The organism is Streptomyces caniscabiei (genome assembly GCF_014930365.1).
Taxonomy (GTDB): Bacteria; Actinomycetota; Actinomycetes; order Streptomycetales; family Streptomycetaceae; genus Streptomyces; species Streptomyces caniscabiei.
Window position 1 is genome coordinate 97,882 of the sequence record NZ_JABXWI010000015.1, and the last position, 20,049, is coordinate 117,930.

The 20,049-nt window shown below is 71.7% G+C and carries 14 protein-coding genes; 13 read left to right on the plus strand and 1 reads right to left on the minus strand.

Annotated elements, in window-relative coordinates; all coding sequences use genetic code 11:
* Window positions 1-246: 246 nt before the first annotated feature.
* The gene (locus HW837_RS35390) at window positions 247-1,986 is read right to left on the minus strand and encodes a dolichyl-phosphate-mannose--protein mannosyltransferase (protein WP_193380322.1); all 1,740 of its coding nucleotides are present in this window, start codon (window positions 1,984-1,986) and stop codon (window positions 247-249) included.
* A 202-nt stretch (window positions 1,987-2,188) separates the two neighbouring features.
* Between HW837_RS35390 and rsmI the strand changes: the two genes are divergently transcribed.
* From rsmI to HW837_RS35455, 13 genes are all read left to right on the plus strand, one after another.
* Window positions 2,189-3,049: a 16S rRNA (cytidine(1402)-2'-O)-methyltransferase gene (rsmI, locus tag HW837_RS35395; RefSeq protein ID WP_045556234.1), complete on the plus strand. Its 861-nt coding sequence runs from the start codon at window positions 2,189-2,191 to the stop codon at window positions 3,047-3,049.
* A gap of 328 nt (window positions 3,050-3,377) precedes the next feature.
* Window positions 3,378-3,782, plus strand: coding sequence for a hypothetical protein (locus tag HW837_RS35400; RefSeq protein ID WP_045556235.1), 405 nt, complete (start codon window positions 3,378-3,380; stop codon window positions 3,780-3,782).
* A 58-nt stretch (window positions 3,783-3,840) separates the two neighbouring features.
* Window positions 3,841-4,716: a TatD family hydrolase gene (locus HW837_RS35405; protein WP_193380321.1), complete on the plus strand. Its 876-nt coding sequence runs from the start codon at window positions 3,841-3,843 to the stop codon at window positions 4,714-4,716.
* A 155-nt stretch (window positions 4,717-4,871) separates the two neighbouring features.
* The gene (locus HW837_RS35410; RefSeq protein WP_234442451.1) at window positions 4,872-6,191 is read left to right on the plus strand and encodes a resuscitation-promoting factor; all 1,320 of its coding nucleotides are present in this window, start codon (window positions 4,872-4,874) and stop codon (window positions 6,189-6,191) included.
* A gap of 429 nt (window positions 6,192-6,620) precedes the next feature.
* A complete protein-coding gene (gene rsmA / locus HW837_RS35415) occupies window positions 6,621-7,514 on the plus strand; it encodes a 16S rRNA (adenine(1518)-N(6)/adenine(1519)-N(6))-dimethyltransferase RsmA (RefSeq protein WP_045556238.1) in 894 nt (297 codons plus the stop codon).
* Window positions 7,515-7,648: 134 nt separating this feature from the next.
* Window positions 7,649-8,563, plus strand: coding sequence for a 4-(cytidine 5'-diphospho)-2-C-methyl-D-erythritol kinase (locus HW837_RS35420; RefSeq protein ID WP_193380320.1), 915 nt, complete (start codon window positions 7,649-7,651; stop codon window positions 8,561-8,563).
* Between the two features lie 96 nt (window positions 8,564-8,659).
* Window positions 8,660-10,042 (plus strand): acyltransferase family protein, encoded by a 1,383-nt coding sequence (locus HW837_RS35425; RefSeq protein ID WP_193380319.1) that lies wholly within the window; start codon window positions 8,660-8,662, stop codon window positions 10,040-10,042.
* A gap of 230 nt (window positions 10,043-10,272) precedes the next feature.
* Window positions 10,273-11,052 carry an MHYT domain-containing protein gene (locus HW837_RS35430; protein WP_193380318.1) on the plus strand — a complete coding sequence of 260 codons (780 nt, stop codon included), beginning with the start codon at window positions 10,273-10,275 and terminating at the stop codon, window positions 11,050-11,052.
* Between the two features lie 124 nt (window positions 11,053-11,176).
* Window positions 11,177-13,177 (plus strand): sensor histidine kinase, encoded by a 2,001-nt coding sequence (locus HW837_RS35435; RefSeq protein ID WP_045556241.1) that lies wholly within the window; start codon window positions 11,177-11,179, stop codon window positions 13,175-13,177.
* Window positions 13,178-13,431: 254 nt separating this feature from the next.
* Complete coding sequence (locus HW837_RS35440) at window positions 13,432-14,013, plus strand: hypothetical protein (RefSeq protein WP_045556242.1); 582 nt, start codon at window positions 13,432-13,434, stop codon at window positions 14,011-14,013.
* On the plus strand, window positions 14,013-15,827 hold the full coding sequence (locus HW837_RS35445; protein WP_045556243.1) for an ABC-F family ATP-binding cassette domain-containing protein: 1,815 nt from the start codon (window positions 14,013-14,015) through the stop codon (window positions 15,825-15,827). The genes HW837_RS35440 and HW837_RS35445 overlap by 1 nt, the downstream gene beginning before the upstream one ends.
* Window positions 15,828-16,102: 275 nt before the next feature.
* Entirely contained in the window at window positions 16,103-17,908 is a 1,806-nt protein-coding gene (locus HW837_RS35450) for an outer membrane protein assembly factor BamB family protein (RefSeq protein ID WP_193380317.1), read from the plus strand.
* A 55-nt stretch (window positions 17,909-17,963) separates the two neighbouring features.
* Window positions 17,964-19,946, plus strand: a complete 1,983-nt coding sequence (locus tag HW837_RS35455) for an outer membrane protein assembly factor BamB family protein (RefSeq protein ID WP_045556245.1) — start codon at window positions 17,964-17,966, stop codon at window positions 19,944-19,946.
* Window positions 19,947-20,049 lie beyond the last annotated feature (103 nt).

A 20,049-nucleotide genomic window follows, 5' to 3' on the forward strand; every position in this document is an offset into this window, starting at 1 on the left:
GTTCCCTTCCCCGTGGACCCCGTAGTGGCTTCCCGTCCGGCCCCGAACACGACTTTGAACGCGTTCAGAAACCGCTTACCGAGGCTCACTGTAAACACGAGGCAGTAACGCGTGGGAAAAATGCGCCCTGTGTGTGCCCTGATTGTTAGCCCAGAGCCCCGCCGAACCGGATTCAGGCCACCATGACCCCGTATCCGGCCAGACGAGGCGCCGCCGCCGACCGCACCGCCTGAGGCGCAACACGCCCTAGACCCACGTATCCATCCACATCCGCGACCGCCAGCTGTCGATCGGGATGGGCTGGCCGGTGTAGAGGGGCCAGAAGTAGATGAAGTTCCAGATGATCAGGAGGACCAGGACGCCGGCGGCTGCCGCGCCCGCCACTCGGCGGCGCTCCGGGGCGCCGGGTGGGCCGAGGATCGCGCCGATCAGCATGGTGACGGCGAGGCAGAGGAAGGGGAGGAAGACGACGGCGTAGAAGAAGAAGATCGTGCGTTCCTGGTAGAGGAACCAGGGGAGGTAGCCGGCGGCGATGCCGCAGGCGATCGCGCCGGCGCGCCAGTCGCGGCGGAAGAACCAGCGCCACAGGACGTAGAGCACGGCGAAGGCGGCGGCCCACCACAGCAGGGGCGTGCCGATGGCCAGGACCTCGCGGGCGCACTTGTCGGCGGTGTCCGCCGCGCAGCCGTCCTTGCCGGGGGACGGGGACTCGTAGAAGTACGAGACGGGGCGGCCGAGGACGATCCAGCTCCACGGGTTCGACTGGTACGTGTGCGGGGACGAGAGGCCGACGTGGAACTCGTAGACCGCGTGCTCGTAGTGCCACAGGCTGCGCAGCCAGTCCGGCAGCCAGCTGAACCAGCCGCCCCTGCCCTCGGTCGCGGCCCAGTTGCGGTAGTAGCCGCCGCTGCCGTCGTCCGGGGAGAGGATCCAGCCCGTCCAGGAGACCAGGTACGTGACGATCATGACCGGGACCGTGGAGAGGAAGGCCAGACCCAGGTCGCGTCGCATCGTCGCGATCAGCGGCCGGCGGGCGCCGGCGACCTTGCGGGCCGCGTAGTCCCAGAGCACCGTCATGATCCCGAAGAACACCATGAAGTACAGGGCGTTCCACTTGGTGCCGAGCGCCAGGCCCAGGCAGAGACCGGCCAGCCAACGGTACGGGCGCCAGCCCAGACGGGTGGTCTCGGCGATGAGGGAGTTGGGGCGTACGACCCCGTCGCCGTCCGGGGGGAGGGCCGCGGCCAGGCGTTCCCGTGCCTTGTCCCGGTCGATGACCAGGCAGCCGAACGCCGCCAGGACGAAGAACATCAGCACCTGGTCCAGCAGCGCCGTGCGGCTCATCACGAAGTGCAGGCCGTCGACCGCCATCAGGCCGCCCGCGAGGCAGCCGAGGAACGTCGAGCGGAAGATCCGGCGGCCGATACGGCACAGCATGAGGACCGAGAGCGTGCCGAGCAGGGCGGTCATGAAGCGCCAGCCGAACGGGTCGAAGCCGAACATCAGCTCGCCCAGGCCGATCACGTACTTCCCGACCGGCGGGTGCACGACGTACGCCGCCTCCGTCGGGATCGGGACGTTCCCGTTGTTCTGGAGGATCAGCTCGTTGGCGTTCTTGGCCCAGTTGACCTCGTAGCCGCGGTGGACGATCGCCCACGCGTCCTTGGCGTAGTACGTCTCGTCGAATATCACCGCCTTGGGGCTGCCCAGGTTGTGGAACCGCATCAGCCCGGCGACCAGCGTGACCAGCAGCGGACCGCCCCACGCCGACCAGCGCACGAGGCGGGCCGCGACCTCCTCGCGCAGGCCGAGGACCGCCCAGAAACGCGGGCTGGGGCGGGTGTACGGCGGCACCAGCCGGCCGCGGACGTCGCTTCTCGGAGGTGCCGCGTAGCCGAATCGGCGCAGGCGGTGCTGCCACGACGGCCTCGGGTCTTCGGCGGCCTGGTCCTGCCGGGTGTCCGTGGAGGACGCGGTACTGGTCACCGCGCCATCGTAGGGAACACCGCTGTGGGAGTCCCGTGGGATCGCGATGTGGCCGGGCGCCGAACGGGTCGGGGCGTGTGCGGTACGGCGACCGCGGGTGGGTCGTGGCCGGTCGCGCCCACGCGGCGGAGCCGCATGTCGGTACAGCCCCGCGCCCCTTCGGGGCGGCACCCCTCCGGGCCGCCCCTGGGAGGATGGGAAGGTGACTGGAATCCTTGTGTTGGCAGGTACCCCCATCGGTGAGATCGCGGACGCGCCGCCCCGGCTCGCCCAGGAGTTGGCCGGGGCGGACGTCGTCGCCGCCGAGGACACCCGGCGGCTGCGGCGGCTCACCCAGGCGCTCGGGGTGCAGCCGGGCGGACGGATCGTCTCCTACTTCGAGGGCAACGAGGCCGCGCGCACGCCGGAACTCGTCGAGGCGCTGGTGGGCGGTGCCCGGGTGCTGCTGGTCACCGACGCGGGGATGCCGTCGGTCTCCGACCCCGGGTACCGGCTGGTCGCCGCCGCCGTGGAGAAGGACATCCGGGTCACCGCCGTACCCGGGCCCTCGGCCGTCCTCACCGCCCTCGCGCTGTCCGGGCTGCCCGTCGACCGGTTCTGCTTCGAGGGGTTCCCGCCGCGCAAGGCCGGCGAACGGCTCGCCCGGCTCCGCGAGGTCGCCGAGGAGCGGCGCACCCTCGTGTACTTCGAGGCGCCCCACCGCCTGGACGCCACGCTCGCGGCGATGGCCGAGGCCTTCGGCGCGGGGCGGCGGGCCGCCGTGTGCCGGGAGCTGACCAAGACGTACGAGGAGGTCAAGCGGGGGCCGCTCGGGGAGCTGGCCGAGTGGGCGGCGGCCGGGGTGCGCGGGGAGATCACCGTGGTGGTCGAGGGGGCGCCGGAGAAGGGGCCGGAGGAGCTGGACGCGGAGGAGTTGGTGCGGCGGGTTCGCGTGCGGGAGGAGGCGGGGGAGCGGCGCAAGGAGGCGATCGCGGCGGTCGCGGTGGAGGCGGGGGTGCCGAAGAGGTCGGTCTTTGATGCTGTGGTCGCGGCGAAGAGGGCCATCCAGGGGCCGGGCGCCTGATGACTCGGGGGTGCGGGTTTCGTGGGCGGGTGCGGGTGAGTGGGGCTTCTCGCGCAGTTCCCCGCGCCCCTGAAAAGCAGGGGCTGCGCCCCTTGCTTTTCCCTGCGCGAGAAGCCCCACCGGACCCGCGCCCGAAAGCGCACAGCCCATGCCCCGGCAAAGCCGAGCAAAGCACAACCCTCGTACGCACGGGCTTCCCACAAGGGGAGGCCAAATGCCCTTCAACAGTCGGCAGATGGGGTGCACTCCAGGTCCGCCAGGGCGTCCACTGGGTGGTGAGGACGTACACGTCACGTCCTCACCGTCCAGCGGACAAGAGGAGCTGGCAATGACCGAGATCGCAGAGCGCGCAGTGCTGCGCGACACCGCCACCGCCGTCGTTCACGAGTCCTACGCGTTCGCCTGCATGCGTTGCGGGCACGGCTGGGAGCAGTCGTACGAGATAGAGCACCACAACGACGCCCAGGGGCGCGACTTCGTGATGTACGTGGCCGACGGCACGGTCGTGCCGTCCCCGCTGTCCCGGCCCACGTGCCAGAACTGCGACGGTCATGTCGTCCGGATCATGCGGGCGGGCCAGGTGTCGTCGGCGCTGGACGCCGAGCGTCGCCGGCGTCTGCCGAAGCCCCGCCCGGTGGCGGACACCGACACCCCGGAAGGGTCGGAGCCCGCGGAACACCACCACTGGCACCTGTCCGACCTCCTCCACCCGTTCCACCGCAAGGCGAGCTGACCTCCCCCCGGCGAGCCTGTGGGGCATGCCCCGATCGTGCGATTCGTAGGATCGGGGCATGCCCTCGAACGACAAGAACGCCGCGCCCCCGCTCCCCGAACCCCTCCGGGTGCCGGTCGTCGATTCGCACACCCATCTGGACATGCAGTCCGGCACCGTCGAGGAGGGCCTCGCGAAGGCCGCCTCCGTGGGGGTGGCGACGGTCGTCCAGGTCGGCTGTGACATCAAGGGCTCCCGCTGGGCCGCCGAGACGGCCGAGCGGTACGAGGCCGTGCACGCCACCGTCGCGCTGCACCCGAACGAGGCGCCGCGCATCGTCCACGGCGACCCGGACGGCTGGTCCCGGCAGGGCGCCCGGACGCCCGGCGGTGACGCGGCGCTCGACGACGCCCTCGCCGAGATCGACCGCCTGGCCGCGTTGCCGCAGGTCAAGGGCATCGGGGAGACGGGCCTCGACTACTTCAGGACCGGGCCGGAGGGCAAGGCCGCCCAGGAGCGGTCCTTCCGCGCGCACATCGAGATCGCCAAACGGCACGGCAAGGCGCTGGTCATCCACGACCGGGACGCCCACGACGACGTGTTGCGGATCCTGAAGGAGGAGGGCGCGCCCGAGCGGACCGTCTTCCACTGCTACTCCGGCGACGCCGAGATGGCCGCGGTCTGCGCCGCGCACGGCTACTTCATGTCCTTCGCCGGGAACATGACGTTCAAGAACGCCCAGCCGCTGCGCGACGCCCTCGCCGTCGCGCCCCTCGCACTCGTCCTCGTGGAGACCGACGCGCCCTTCCTCACACCCGCGCCGTACCGCGGACGGCCCAACGCGCCGTATCTCATTCCGGTCACGGTTCGCGCGATGGCCGAGGTGCGGGGCATCGACGAGGACGCGCTGGCGACGGCGATCGCGGCGAACACTGCAAGGGCGTTCGATTACTGAGGGGTCACGTCGTGTGGGCCGTCCGGGGGACCCAAAAAGATGATCAGCGGCCCGTGTCGCGACACTGAGTGACCGCGTTGCTTTGGAGGGTGACCGGAGTCCGCTAGGTTCACGTCGCCCGACCCGGACCCGGATCCCCTCTGGAGCGTGTCGTCGTGAGCAATGCGCAGTCGCCGTACGAGGCCGAGACGCTGCCCTACGGGGTGTACGCGGACACCTACCGGCCCGCCTACGAGGACCGGCTCGCCGAGGAGGCCCCGGGCGAGCGGGAGAGGCCGGGCGAGCGGGACGGGCCGGAAGAGGCGGACCCGGACGCCTCGGCTCGTGCGGGCGGGCGGAGCGGCTCCCGGCGGGCCGTACGGCGCAGACGGGCCGCCGACCGGCCCGGCTCACTGCGGCGGCTGGTGCCGCAGGCTCTGGTGGTGGCCTTCCTCGCGGGCGGCACCTCCGCGTTCGTGGCGAAGGACAAGGCGATCGAGCTGACCGTCGACGGGCGGCCCCGCACGCTCCATACCTTCGCCGACGACGTCACCGAACTGCTCGCCGACGAAGGGGTCGCCTTCGGCCCGCACGATGTCGTCGCGCCCGCCCCCGGTACGGCGCTGAGCAGCGGCGACGAGGTCGCCGTGCACTACGGCCGGCCCGTCGCCCTCACCCTGGACGGGCAGCCGCGCAAGGTCTGGACGACCGCTCACACAGTGGACGGGGCGCTTCAGCAGCTCGGGGTGCGTGCGGAGGGCGCGTACGTGTCGACCTCGCGCTCCCAGCGGATCGGGCGTGCGGGGCTGGAGCTGGACGTCCGTACCGAGCGCACCGTCACGATCATGGCGGACGGACGGACGCGGACGATCCGTACGAACGCGGCGACCGTGGGGGAGGCCGTGGAGCAGGCCGGGGTCACCCTGCGCGGGGAGGACACCACCTCGGTCGCGTGGTCGAGCTTCCCCCGGGACGGGCAGACGGTGACCGTGATGCGGGTCACCGGGTCCGAGGAGGTCCGGGAGACGCCGATCCCGTTCCGGGTGCGCCGCACCGAGGATCCGTCGCTCTTCCAGGGCACGGAGGTCGTGGAGCGGGCCGGTCGGCCGGGGGTGCGGCGGGTCACGTACGCGCTGCGGACGGTCAACGGGGTCCGGCAGCGGCCGCGGCTGGTGCGGACGGAGGTGGTGCGGGAGCCGCGCGAGCAGGTGGTGAAGGTGGGGACGAAGGCGATGCCCACGTCCGTGGCGGGGGCGGACGGGTTGAACTGGGGTGGGCTCGCCGCGTGCGAGTCGGGTGGGCGGCCCGACGCGGTGGATCCCTCCGGGACGTACGGCGGGCTGTACCAGTTCGACACGGGGACCTGGCGGAGTCTCGGGGGGAGCGGGCGGCCCCAGGACGCGCCGGCGGCGGAGCAGACGCTGCGAGCGAAGAAGCTGTATGTGCAGCGGGGGGCCAGCCCTTGGCCGCATTGCGGGGCTCGGTTGCGGGGGTAGGGCGCGGTGTGGGGTGGGGGGTGCGGGTGCGTCGGCGGCTGCGGGTGAGTGGGGCTTCTCGCGCAGTTCCCCGCGCCCCTAAAAGCTTCAGGCCCCTGCGGGCCCGAAAGACCACGACCCTGCGGGCCCGAAAAGCGACGGGGCCGTGGGTTGGAAGCGACGGGGCCGTGGGCCCGAGAAGCGACGGGGCCGCTGGGGGAAAAGCATGGGGCGCAGCCCCGGCTTTTCAGGGGCGCGGGGAACTGCGCGAGAAGCCCCACCGGGCCCGCAGTCGCCGACGCACCCGCCCCCCGCAGCCCCTGCTTTTCAGGGGCGCGGGGAACTGCGCGAGAGGCCCCACCGGGCCCGCAGCCGCCGACGCACCCGCACCCCCCACCCCACAAGGCGCCCAGGAACCGGGCGGAGCCCCTCGCCCCGTACCCTGGTGCGGTGAGCAGCCCCTCCCCCGACGCCCTCCTCGGCCCCGCCGACGTCCGCGAACTCGCCGCCGCGCTCGGCGTGCGCCCCACCAAACAGCGCGGCCAGAACTTCGTGATCGACGCGAACACCGTGCGCCGCATCGTGCGCACCGCGGGCGTCCGCCCGGAGGACACCGTCGTCGAGGTGGGCCCGGGTCTCGGCTCGCTCACCCTCGCCCTGCTGGAGGCGGCGGACCGGGTCACGGCCGTCGAGATCGACGACGTCCTCGCCGCCGCCCTGCCCGCGACGATCGCCGCCCGCATGCCCACCCGCGCCGCGCGTTTCGCCCTCGTCCACTCGGACGCGATGGACGTGACGGACCTCCCCGGCCCCGCCCCCACCGCCCTCGTCGCGAACCTCCCCTACAACGTCGCCGTCCCCGTCCTGCTGCACATGCTCGACACCTTCCCCACCATCGAGCGCACCCTCGTGATGGTCCAGGCCGAGGTCGCCGACCGGCTGGCCGCCGGGCCCGGCTCGAAGGTGTACGGCGTGCCGTCGGTGAAGGCCAACTGGTACGCGGAGGTCAAGCGGGCCGGGGCGATCGGGCGGAACGTCTTCTGGCCGGCGCCGAACGTGGACAGCGGGCTCGTCTCCCTGGTCCGCCGGACGGAGCCGGTCAAGACCACCGCCGCCAAGCGGGACGTGTTCGCGGTCGTCGACGCGGCCTTCGCCCAGCGGCGCAAGACCCTGCGGGCCGCCCTCGCCGGCTGGGCCGGTTCCGCGGCCGCCGCCGAGGCCGCCCTCGTCGCCGCCGGGGTCTCCCCGCAGGCGCGCGGCGAGTCCCTGACGGTCGAGGAGTTCGCCGCCATCGCCGAGAACCGCGTCACCGAGGACACCGCCCCCGGCGAGACCGGCCGCTAGGCCGCCGCGACCCGAACCGCGACCCGAACCGCGAGCCGCGCCCCGAACCGCGCCCCACCCCAGGCCCCGAGCCCCGAGCCCCAAGCCACCCCCCCCCAAGACCCCAAGCCCCACCACGAGGAGCCCCGTCAGTCGTGAGCGTCACCGTTCGCGTTCCCGCCAAGGTCAATGTGCAGCTCGCGGTCGGCGGTGCCCGGCCCGACGGGTTCCACGACCTGGCCAACGTCTTCCTCGCCGTCGGGCTGTACGACGAGGTCACCGCCACCCCCGCCGACGAGCTGACCGTCACCTGCGAGGGCCCCGGCGCAGACCAGGTGCCCCTGGACCGCACCAACCTCGCCGCCCGCGCCGCGCTCGCGCTGGCGGAGCGGCACGGGATCGAGCCGGCCGTCCAGCTGCACATCGTCAAGGACATCCCCGTCGCCGGCGGCATGGCAGGCGGCAGCGCGGACGCGGCCGGTGCGCTGCTGGCCTGCGACACGCTGTGGGGCATCAACGCCACGCGCGCCGAACTCCTCGACATCTGCGCCGAGTTGGGCAGTGACGTGCCGTTCAGCCTGGTCGGCGGGGCCGCTCTCGGCACGGGGCGGGGGGAGCGGCTGCGGCCCCTCGACGTGGGCGGGGCCTTCCACTGGGTGTTCGCCGTCGCCGACGGAGGTCTCTCCACGCCCGCCGTCTACCGCGAGTTCGACCGGCTCCACGAGCACGACGTCGTCCCCGAGCCCGTCGCCTCCGAGGTGCTGCTCGACGCGCTCGCCAAGGGTGACGTGGACGCGCTCGCCGCGTTCCTACCGGACTCCAACGGCCTTCAGCCCGCCGCTCTCTCGCTGTTCCCGAAGCTGGCCGACACCCTCGCCGAGGGCCGCGCGGCGGGCGCGCTCGCCGCGCTCGTCTCCGGCTCGGGCCCGACCACGGCCTTCCTCGCTCGGGACGCGGAGTCGGCCCGTGCCGTCGCCGACGGTCTCCTCGCCTCCGGCACCTGCAAGTCGGTCCGGGTGGCAGCCTCGCCCGCGCCGGGAGCGACCGTCATCCGGGGCGGACACGCGTAGGGACTCGGACGTGAGGCCCGTACGAAGGCGTACTCAGACGTGAGATGAGTACGGGAGCGCTGCCGCCCGCCCGGGCGCCCGCGCGACCGTACTCCCATGACCGCCACCGCCACCGCAAGCGTGGGCGCGAGGGAACTCGCCGCCGCCACCCCGGCCACCAGGGACCGGTACGTCGACCTGCTCCGCGTCGCCTCCCTCGGCACGGTCGTCCTCGGCCACTGGCTGATGGCGGCCGTGACCACCGGGGACGGCGGCGGAGTCGACGTGGGCAACCTGCTCGCCGTCGAACCGCGGCTCCAGATCCTCACCTGGGCCCTGCAGATCATGCCGGTGTTCTTCTTCGTCGGCGGTTTCTCGCACGCCCTCTCCTACCGCTCGCTCAGCCGGAAGGCCCCGGACGGCGCCTCGGTCTATCCCGCGTTCCTCCGGGCCCGCCTACAGCGGCTGTTGCGGCCCACCCTGGTCTTCACAGGGGTGTGGGGCGCCGCCGCCCTGGTCCTCCAACTGGCCGGACAGGGCGGCGGGTTGCTCGACGTGGCGCTGCGGCTGGTCGCGCAGCCGCTGTGGTTCATCGGGATCTATCTGGCGATGGTCGCCTTCACGCCGCCGCTGCTCAGGCTGCACGAGAGGTACGGCTGGGGCGCGTTCGGCGGGCTGGTCGCGGCCGCCGCGCTCGTGGACACGCTGTGCTTCGCGCTGGACGTGCCGTTCGTCGAGTTCCTCAACTTCGCCTTCGTGTGGCTCGCGATCCACCAACTCGGGTTCCTGCGGGCCGACGGGCGGCTGGCGCGGCCGTATCTGCTCGCCGGCGCCGGGCTCGCGGGGGCCGCGCTGCTGGTGGCGTACGGGCCGTATCCGCTGTCGATGGTCGGGATGCCGGGCGAGAAGGTGTCGAACATGGCGCCGCCGACCTTCGCGTTGCTGTGCCACGGGCTGTGGCTGGTCGGTGCGGTGGAGTGGGTGCGCGGGCCGGTCGCGCGGTGGCTGGAGCGGCCGAAGGTGTGGCGGACGGTCGTGGCGGCCAACGGCATCTCGATGACCGCGTTCCTGTGGCATCTTTCGGCCATGCTCGGGGTGTACGGCGTGCTGCTCGCGCTCGACGTCGACCTTCCCACGCCCGCGACGGGCGCCTGGTGGGTCCAACTGCCCCTGCGGATCGCGTTCGCGGCCGTCCTCACCGCGGTGCTCGTCGCCGCCTTCCGGAGCTTCGAACGGCCCGCGGCCCGGCCTTCCCGACCGGCTCGGCCGAGCCGTTCCAGCAGGTCGGAGGCGTATTCGGGGCCGGCCGCCGCCCTCGGGGTGACACTGTGTCTGTTCGGGGTGCTGGGGCTCTCCATGGTCGGATTCGGTGGGCTTCTCGAGGGGCGTACGGCCTTGTTGATCGCCGTTCAGGTCAGTGCTCCGGTGGCCGTGGTCATGACGCTCGCCGGATGGGCGCTGGTGGAACTTATTGGTCGTGGCACACGGTCAAGTGCCTGAACGCAGTGGTCCGGTGAAGGGAATGTGCAGGTCACGCATTGGTCTGGCAAACCCTTCGGTTTGTGCCCCATCCCACAGTGTTTTAATGTTCACGGAATTCCTTTCTGGTGCCTTTCGGGCGATTCGCCCCTCATTCTCGGGTGGCATGATCTCGATCCCCGGTGACTTGTTACCGGCGGTACTTCCCGTCCGCGTGGTGTCGTCCGCGCGGCGGGCGAGAGGGGTTCCTCATGGGACACATGGACCACTTCAGTGCCGGATGGGTCACCCCCGTCCTCTCCTACGTCATGGCCTGCGTCGGCTCCGCGCTCGGACTGCGCTGCACCGTCAGGGCACTTGAGGCCGAAGGCGCCTCCAAGCGGAACTGGCTCACGCTGGCGTCGTTCGCGATCGGCTCGGGCATCTGGACCATGCACTTCGTCGCGATGATGGGCTTCGGCGTGCAGGGCACCCCGATCCGCTACGACGTCCCGATGACCGTGCTCAGCCTGGTCATGGCGATCGCCGTGGTCAGCGCCGGAGTCTTCACCGCCGGTTACGGCCGCTCCCGGGTCCGCGCGGTGGCCTTCGGCGGCCTCGGCACCGGACTCGGGGTGGCCGCCATGCACTACACCGGCATGGCCGCGCTCAACCTGCACGGCGAGGTCGGCTACGACCCGTCCCTGGTCATCGCCTCCGTGGTGATCGCGGTCGTCGCCGCGACCGCCGCGCTCACGCTCACACTGATCGTGCGGGGCGGGGTGCTCGCCGCGGTCGCCGCGCTGGTCATGGGACTCGCGGTCAGCAGCATGCACTACACCGCGATGTACGCCGTGAACATCGAACTCACGCCAAGCACCGCCCCGTTGCCGGGGGCGACGGCCACGGAGTTCCTCTTCCCGCTGGCCGTGATGCTGGGCTCGTTCCTCTTCCTGACTTCGGCGTACGTGGCTCTCTCGCCGACGGGGAAGCGGGCGGAGTCCTCCTTCGCCGACGAGTTGCTGCGCGAGGTGGAGCTGTCGACGGCGTGACCGCTCCGCTCTGAGCCCTCCGCTCCGAGCGCCGTCTTTCGCTGCGGGCCCGTGGGGGCTGGCCACGCAGTTCCCCGCGCCCCTGAAGGGGCGCTCGATCCTCCCTCCTGCAACGAGGTCCCCAATGAAAATCTTCCGTGCGACCACCCGGCTGCTGCGCCCCAGATCCGTGCGGGCGAAGATCGTGGCCCTGTTGATGCTGCCCATCGTGTCGCTGATGGCGCTGTGGAGCTACGCCGCCGTGACGACCGTGGCCGCCATCGGTGACACCGAGCGGGCCAAGGACGTCAACAGCGAACTGCTCGCGCCGGTCGCCACGTTCGTGACCACCCTGCAGAGCGAGCGCACGGCCGCGATGCGGTACGCCGCCCGGCGCACCGAGACCGGTCTCGACGACCTGAGGGCCGATCAGCAGGCCACCGACAAGGCCGTGACCGCGCTCCGCGCGGGCCTCAGCTCCTCCAGCTCGGACGCCGCCCTCATCGACACGGGTCTGCCCGACCGCCTGCGGACCCTCGAAGCCGACTTCAGCGACCTCGCCGCCCTGCGCGCGGGCACCACCGGGCCGGGCGCGCGGGACGCGGTGTCGACGGCGTACACCAAATACTCCACCGTCATCGACCACGCCTTCGCCGTGACCGGCGCCCTCACCAGCGAGAAGGGCACCGACGCGACCTCCGAGGCGCGCGTCGTCCTCGAACTCTCCCGGGTCCGGGACGCCGTGGCCCGCGAGCAGGCACTGCTGGCCGCCGCGACCGCGTCGGGGACGCTGGGCAAGGAGCAGTACGCGCGCTTCGTCGGCGCCGTCGCCACCCAGCGCGAACTGCTGAGGCCGGCCGTCGCCGACCTCAAGGCCGAGCACCGGCCCGCGTACGACGTGCTGCTGGACAGCGACAGCTACGCCGCCCTCGTCAGGGTCGAGGACGGGGTGACGGACGCGGGCGCGGGACCGGTGTCGGCGGCCGTGCTGAAGGACTGGGACGCCTCCTCGGCAGCCGTCCTGGAGGGCCTGGCCGCGGCCGAGGAGAACGCGGGCACGGGCGCGGCGGCCAAGGCGGACGCCTTCGGCTGGGACACCCTCGGCGCGTCCGGCGTCGCCGTCGTCCTCGGCCTCGCCGGTGTGCTCCTGTCGCTGCTGGTCTCCGTGGTCGTCGGGCGCGGCCTCATCGTCGAACTCCTCGACCTGCGCAACTCCGCGCTGGAGGTCGCCGGGCGCCGGCTGCCGCAGGCGATGCGCAGGCTGCACGCCGGGCAGGGCGTCGACATCGACGCCGAGGCCCCGATGCGACGCCTCGCCGGTGACGAACTCGCCCAGGTCGGCACCGCGCTCACGGCCGTGCAGCGGGCCGCGCTCAAGGCGGCCTCCGAGCGCGCCGAACTCCTCAGCGGCATCTCCGGGGTGTACGTCAGCCTCGCCCGCCGCAGCCAGGTGCTGCTCCACCGGCAGCTCGACCTGCTCGGCGTGATGGAACAGCGACGGCACGAACGGCAGGACCACGCCGAGCTGTACGACCTCTACCGCGTCGACTACCTCGCCACCCGGATGCGGCGCCACTCCGAGTCGCTGCTCATCCTGTCGGGGATCGCGCCAGGCCGGGGCTGGCGGGACCCGATCGCGCTGACGGACGTCCTGCGGGCCGCCGTCGCCGAGATCGAGGACGGCACGCGGGTCCAGGTGTGGGCCGTACCGAAGGTGTCCCTCAACGGCGGTTCCGTCGCCGACGTCATCCATCTGCTCGCCGAACTCGTCGAGAACGCCGCCGCGTTCTCCCCGCCCTCCACCCAGGTCCAGCTGCGCGCGGCCCGGCTGCGGGACGGCATCCTCATCGAGGTCGAGGACAGCGGCTTCGGCATGAACGAGGAGGCGATGGCCGAGGCCAACGCCAAGCTCCGGTCGGAGAAGGTGGACCTCCTCGACGCCAAGCAGATCGGCCTGTTCGTGGTGAACCGGCTCGCCGAACGCCAGGGTCTGCGCGTCGAATTGCGGCAGTCGACCAACGGAGGCGTCGCCGCGGCCGTCTTCATCCCCGAGCACCTGATCCGCGACGACATGCCCGTCCACCACGAGCCGTCCGACGAGGGCGGTGCCCCGGCGTCGGCGCTGATCCAGCAGCGGCGGCGGTAGGGGGCGCACGGTCTTTTTCGGGTGGTGTCGTCGAGTGCGGGCGAGTGGGGGCTGATCGCGCAGTTCCCCGCGCCCCTAAAAGACCAGCCCCTGCTTTTCAGGGGCGCGGGGAACTGCGCGAGAAGCCCCACCGGGCCGCACCCGACAACACACCGCACCCCCCACGCACCCCCCGCCGTACTCCCCCCTCCGTACACCCGAATACTCCCGCCGGCAGACGCCCCGCCACCCCCACCCCCGCCACCGTGGCACACATGAAGACGAACGCCGGCCCCCTACCCCGCCCCCTACGCCGCACCCTCCTCGTCGTCCACGTCACCGCCTCCGCCGCCTGGCTCGGCCTCACCCTCGGCCTGCTCGCGCTCGGCGCCACCGCGGGCACCACGTCGTCCGCGGCCGCGGTCGAGGCGTCCGTCCGCGCCATGAAGCTGTTCGCCGACTGGCTCCTCGTCCCGGTCGGCCTGCTGACCTTCACCAGCGGTCTGGCGCTGTCACTGGGCACCCCGTGGGGCCTGGCCCGCCACCGCTGGGTCCACACCAAGTTCTGGCTGACCCTGGCGACCCTCACCGCCACCGTCCTCGCCCTGCGCCCCGGCGTGAACGCGGCCGTCACCGCCGTCGCGGCCGGCGGCCCACTGCCCGACGCCGGGGACGTCCTCATGGGCCCGGTCGTGTCCCTCTCCGCGTACGTCTTCATGACGGTGATCTCGGTGCTGAAGCCCTGGGGCCTCACCCGCCGCGGCCGCCGCCTGCGCGCGGCCGCCCGCCGCCCCGTCACACCCGTGCGCCCCGCCGACTACCCTGGAGGGTCGATCGTCCCCGTGGCAGGAGAGTAATGGCCGTCAACCTGGTCAATGTCGAGAACGTCAGCAAGGTGTACGGCACCCGCGCCCTGCTCGACGGGGTCTCGCTCGGCGTCTCCGAAGGGGACCGGATCGGCGTCGTGGGGCGGAACGGGGACGGCAAGACCACCCTCATCCGGATGCTCGCCAAGCTGGAGGAGGCCGACACCGGGCGGGTCACCCACTCCGGCGGCCTCCACCTCGGCGTGCTCACCCAGCACGACTCCCTCGACCCCACCGCCACCGTCCGGCACGAGGTCATCCGGGACCTCGCCGACCACGAGTGGGCGGGCAACGCCAAGATCAGGGACGTACTGACCGGCCTCTTCGGCGGCCTGGACCTGCCCGGCTTCCCGCAGGGCCTCGACACCGTCATCGGCCCCCTCTCCGGCGGCGAGCGGCGGCGCATCGCGCTCGCCAAGCTGCTCATCGAGGAGCAGGACCTGATCGTCCTCGACGAGCCCACGAACCACCTGGACGTCGAAGGCATCTCCTGGCTCGCGAACCATCTGCGCGAGCGGCGCTCCGCCCTCGTCTGCGTCACCCACGACCGGTGGTTCCTGGACCAGGTGTGCACCCGGATGTGGGACGTGCAGAAGGGCGACGTCTTCGAGTACGAGGGCGGCTACACCGACTACGTCTTCGCCCGCGCCGAGCGCGAGCGGATCGCCGCCACCGAGGAGACCAAGCGGCAGAACCTGGTCCGCAAGGAGCTGGCCTGGCTGCGGCGCGGCGCCCCCGCCCGCACGTCGAAGCCCCGCTTCCGTGTCGAGGCGGCCAACGAGCTGATCGCGGACGTACCGCCGCCGCGCGACACCAGCGAGCTGATGAAGTTCGCGTCGACCCGGCTGGGCAAGACCGTGTTCGACCTGGAGAACGTCACCGTGCAGGCCGGTCCGAAGGTGCTGCTGAAGCACCTGACCTGGCAGCTCGGTCCGGGCGACCGCGTCGGCCTCGTCGGCGTCAACGGCGCCGGCAAGACCTCCCTGCTGCGGGCCATGGCGGACGCCGCGCGCAGCGAGGGCGAGAAGCAGCCGGCCGCCGGCCGGGTCCTCACCGGCAAGACCGTCAAGCTCGCCTACCTCTCCCAGGAGGTCGCCGAGCTGGACCCGAACCTGCGGGTCCTCCAGGCCGTGCAGCAGATCCGCGACCGCGTCGACCTCGGCAAGGGGCGCGAGATGACGGCGGGGCAGCTCTGCGAGACCTTCGGCTTCAACAAGGAGAAGCAGTGGACGCCGGTGGGCGACCTCAGCGGTGGTGAGCGGCGGCGGCTCCAGCTGCTGCGGCTGCTGATGGACGAGCCCAACGTCCTCTTCCTCGACGAGCCGACGAACGACCTCGACATCGAGACCCTCACCCAGCTGGAGGACCTGCTCGACGGGTGGCCCGGGTCGATGATCGTGATCTCCCACGACCGGTTCTTCATCGAGCGGACCACGGACAGGGTGTTCGCGCTGCTCGGTGACGCGACGCTGCGGATGCTCCCGCGCGGGATCGACGAGTACATCGAGCGGCGCCACAAGATGGAGGAGGCCGCGGCGGCGTCCGCCGGGGTCGCCGTGAAGCCCGCCGCCGAGACCGCGTCGCAGAAGAGCGCCGCCGACGTCCGTGCCGCGAAGAAGGAACTCCAGAAGATCGAGCGGCAGTTGGACAAGGTCTCCGAGAAGGAGGCGACGTTGCACGCGCGGATCGCCGAGAACGCGACCAACTTCTCGAAGGTCGGGGAGTTGGACGCCGAGTTGCGGGCGTTGCTGGGCGAGAAGGAAGAGCTGGAGATGCGATGGCTCGAACTCGCGGATGACGCGTAGCGGTTGAGCCACGGAGGTCAGCGCCCCGCGCCCCTGCGGAGCGCTCCCCAGCTCTCTGACGGGCGTATCGAGCCCGCGCGCACGTCCCGTGAAGGGGGCGTGAAGGAGCGTAACGGGCGCATCACGGGCCGGTTCTCCCTTGGGAACAGGGGAGCGACCGGCCCCGTGCATGTCTGCGTCGCAGTGATAGAAAGAGCCGTCTGAGAACAGTCTGAGAAGCGACACCACGCGTGGTCACGGGTGGCTCGAAAGCAGCGAACAGGGGGAAAGCGCTGATGGTTCAGCCGCCCGATCAACCGCCGTACGGCGGTTACGGAGATCCGCGGAATCCACCACCGCCGTCGCAGCCGCAACAACCGCAGCAGCCCTACGGCTACCCGCAGACGCCCCCGCCGCAGGGCCCGCCCGCACCGGGCCCCGGCTACGGCTACCCCCCGCAGCAACAGCCGCCCGCGCAGCCGGGCCCGTACACCCAGCCCGGCCCGTACGGCCAGCCGCAGCAGGCCGGCCCGTACGCGCAGCCCGGCCCGTACAACCCGGCGTCGCAGGCCGGTTACGGCTACCCGCAGTCGCAGTACGCGGGCGCGCCCACACCCCCTCCGGTCGGCGGCGGTGGCGGCGGGTCGAAGAACCCGTTCAAGGGCAGGCCCGCGATGGTCGTCGGCGCCGCCGTGGCCGCGCTGCTGGTGGTCGGCGGTGCCGTGTTCGCCGTGACGACCCTCGGGGACGACGGCGAGAAGAAGCCCATCGCCAAGGAGAGCACCGGCCCGTCCGAGGACGACAAGCCGTCCGACGCGCCCTCCGCGCCCGTCAACCCGGGTGACGGCAGCGGCGACGGCGGAGAGGACCTCGACATCTCCGACCTCAACGCCGACCGCAAGGACGGCGAGGCGAAGGTCCTCTGGTACAAGAGCGCGCCCGACGCCCCCGGTTCCGGTGCGTCCGCCCCCGGCCTGTGGGTCACGGACAAGGTCGCCGTGAAGCCGGCGTACAAGCAGCTGTTCGCGTACAACGTGGAGGGCGGCGACCCGGCGTGGGACCCGATCGAGTTCCCCGGCAAGATCTGCGCGGTCACCCCGGAGGCGACCGCCGACGACCGGGCCGTGATCGCGTACCAGAAGAGCACCTCGAAGAACGCCGAGTGCGACCAGCTCCAGCAGATCGACCTGAACACCGGCGACAAGGGCTGGTCGGCCGAGCTGGAGAAGGGCGACCTGTTCGACAGCGCCCACAGCGTCTCCCTGGCCGTCGCCGGTGACACGCTGATGGTGGGCCGCTCGCAGTCCGGGACGGCGTACGACATCAACAGCGGCAAGAAGCTGTTCGACAAGAAGACCTACGGCCAGTCCTGCTACCCGTCCGGGTTCGCGGGCGGTGCGCGGCTGGTCGTCGTCTCCTCCTGCGCGGTGACCACCGACAAGGAGCACGACGAGGTCCAGGAGCTGGACGCGAAGACCGGCAAGGCCAAGTGGACGCGGAAGATCCCCAAGGGCTGGAAGGTCGAGAACGCGTACTCCGTGGACCCGCTCGTCCTCTACCTCACCAACGAGGAAGAGAACACCTGGAACATCTCCACCTTCAAGGCCGACGGATCGACCCGTTCGCAGGTCGACTCCGACGCGTCGTTCGCGCCCGAGTGCGACGGCGGGATCCTCACCGGGAATCTCGCCGGCTGCACAGGCGTCGCGAGCGACGCGAACACGCTCTACCTGCCGACCGAGGACAAGGACGGCACGAACCAGATCGTGGCGCTGAACCTCGCCACCGGCAAGGAGAAGTGGCGCGTCAAGTCGCCCTCCGCCGACGCGACGACGGAGCCGGTGCGGACCGAGGGCGGCAAGCTGATCGCGTACGTGGAGCCGTCGTCCGACGCGGGCGGCCGGATCGTGTCGTTCCCGACCACGGGCGGCAGCCCCGCGGCCACCGAGCTGCTGCGGATGCCGGCGAGCGCCGCGGAGATCGAGAGCTCCTTCTACTCGAGGGCCATCGACTACGTGGACGGACGCTTCTACATCTCCTCGACCCTGCTGAACGGTGCCGACGACGCGAAGGAGAAGCTGATGCTGGCCTACGGCAAGTGACAGCCCCGCTCGTCCTCCACCCGACCACCGACATCCGCTCCGAGGTATCCACGTCATGACGCAGCCGCCGCCCCCGCCGAACCAGCCGCCGGGCCCGCCCCCGAACCAGCCGCCCACGCCGTCGCTGTCCAAGGACCAGCCCCCGGCGCAGGGCCAGCCGCCCGCCCAGCCCCCGGCCCAGCCGCCCGCCCCCGGGCAGCAGCCCCCGCAGAGCCCGCCGCCGCAGGGTGGTTTCGGCGCGCCCACGCCCCCGCCGGCCGGCGGCTTCGGTGCCCCGACGCCCCCGCCGCAGGGCCCGCCCGCGCAGGCCCCGGGCTACGGCTACCCGCAGACGCCCCCGCCGGCGCAGCCCGGCTACGGCTACCCGGGCCAGCCCGGCCATCCCGGTCAGCCGGGTGCCTACGGCCACCCGCAGCCCGGCCCGTACGGCCAGCCGCAGCAGCCCGGCCCCTACGGGCAGCAGCCGTACGGCTACCAGCCGCAGACCATGCCGATGCAGCCGCAGGTGGGCCACCCGGGCGGTCCCGGCGGTCCCGGAGGCAAGAAGAAGGTGAACACCGCGGCGATCATCATCACCGCGGCGGTCGCGGCCATCGCGCTGATCGTCGGCGGCGGCGTCTACATCGCCACCTCCAGCGGCGACGACGACAACGGCAAGAAGGACACCGCCAGTTCGGAGGGCACCTCCGGCGGCAAGGACGACACCAAGGGCGACGACGACGGCGGCTCCTCCTCGACCGGCGGTTCGTCGTCCGGTGGCGTGGAGATCCCGACCACGGCGCAGGAGAAGGCCCCGGCCAGCCCCAGCGCGAAGATCCTCTTCCAGGTGCCCGCGCACGAGGTCAAGGAAAAGCTCCAGATCGACAGCGTCAAGGGCTCCTGGCTGACGAAGACCACGTACGCCAAGTCCGCGCTCAACAAGATCGTCGGCTACGAGCCGGACAGCGGGAAGACCAAGTGGACGCTGGATCTGGCCGGCCAGACCTGCGCGGGCTCCCGTGAGATCACCACCGAGGGCATCGCCGTCGTGGTGACCGAGTCGGCCAAGCGCAAGAACAACGACGACCGCCAGCCCTGCACCGAGGTCACCGCGTTCAACGTCGAGACCGGCAAGGAGGTGTGGACCAAGAGCGCCGACCTCAGCGGCAGCAAGGTGCCGTTCGGCGAGGTCACCATCTCCGGTACGACGGTCGCCGCGGCCGGCGGCTACTCCGGCGGCGCCGCGTTCGACGTCAACTCCGGCAAGGTGCTGTGGTCGCCGAAGGCCGGCGCGTGCACCGACGAGGGCTACGCGGGCGGCGCCCAGCTGATCGCGGTCCGCAAGTGCGGCGACTACGGCAGCGAGACCTTCGAGATCCAGCTGCTCGACCCCAAGTCGGGCAGCGTGAAGTGGACGTACAAGGTCCCCTCCGGCATCCAGCGCGCCAAGGTCATCTCCACCAACCCGGTCGTCTTCGGTGTGGTGACGGGCAGCGACGTCCCGCTGACCGGCACGACCGACATCTTCTCCCTCGACGAGAAGGGCAAGCTGCGCGCCAAGATCTCCATCCCGGACGACAAGTACGACTACGAGTGCCCCGTCCGCGGTGTCTGGGCCTGCCGGGGCATCTACGTCGGCAACGACAAGGTGTACATGCCGACCAAGAGCCACGACGGCACCGGCTCCTACAGCTCCACCAACGAGGTCGTCTCCTTCTCGCTGGCCACGGGGAAGTCCACCGGTGACCGCGCGGACGCGGGCGACGACCACGAGCTGTTCCCGATCCGGATGGATGGGCCGAACATCATCGCCTACAAGGACGGCCCGTACGACAAGGGCGCCCAGATCGTCTCCATCGACGGCAAGACGCTGAAGCAGACCAAGCTGCTTGAGACCCCGGCCTCCGAGTCGGTGCTCCGCGCGATCAGCGCCATGACGCCGACGATGAGCGAGATGCTCTACACCGACGGACGCTGGTTCATCGGCTCGGAACTCGTCAGCAAGCCGTACTCGGACGACGAGAAGGAGTACACGGCGCTCGGCTTCGGGGCGAAGTAACCCCACGCGCCCCCTCGGCCTCGTTCCACGGCCCCGCCCCAGCTCAGGGGCGGGGCTGTGGACGTATCCCTCATCACGCTCGAATCGGAGGGAATTTCGGTAA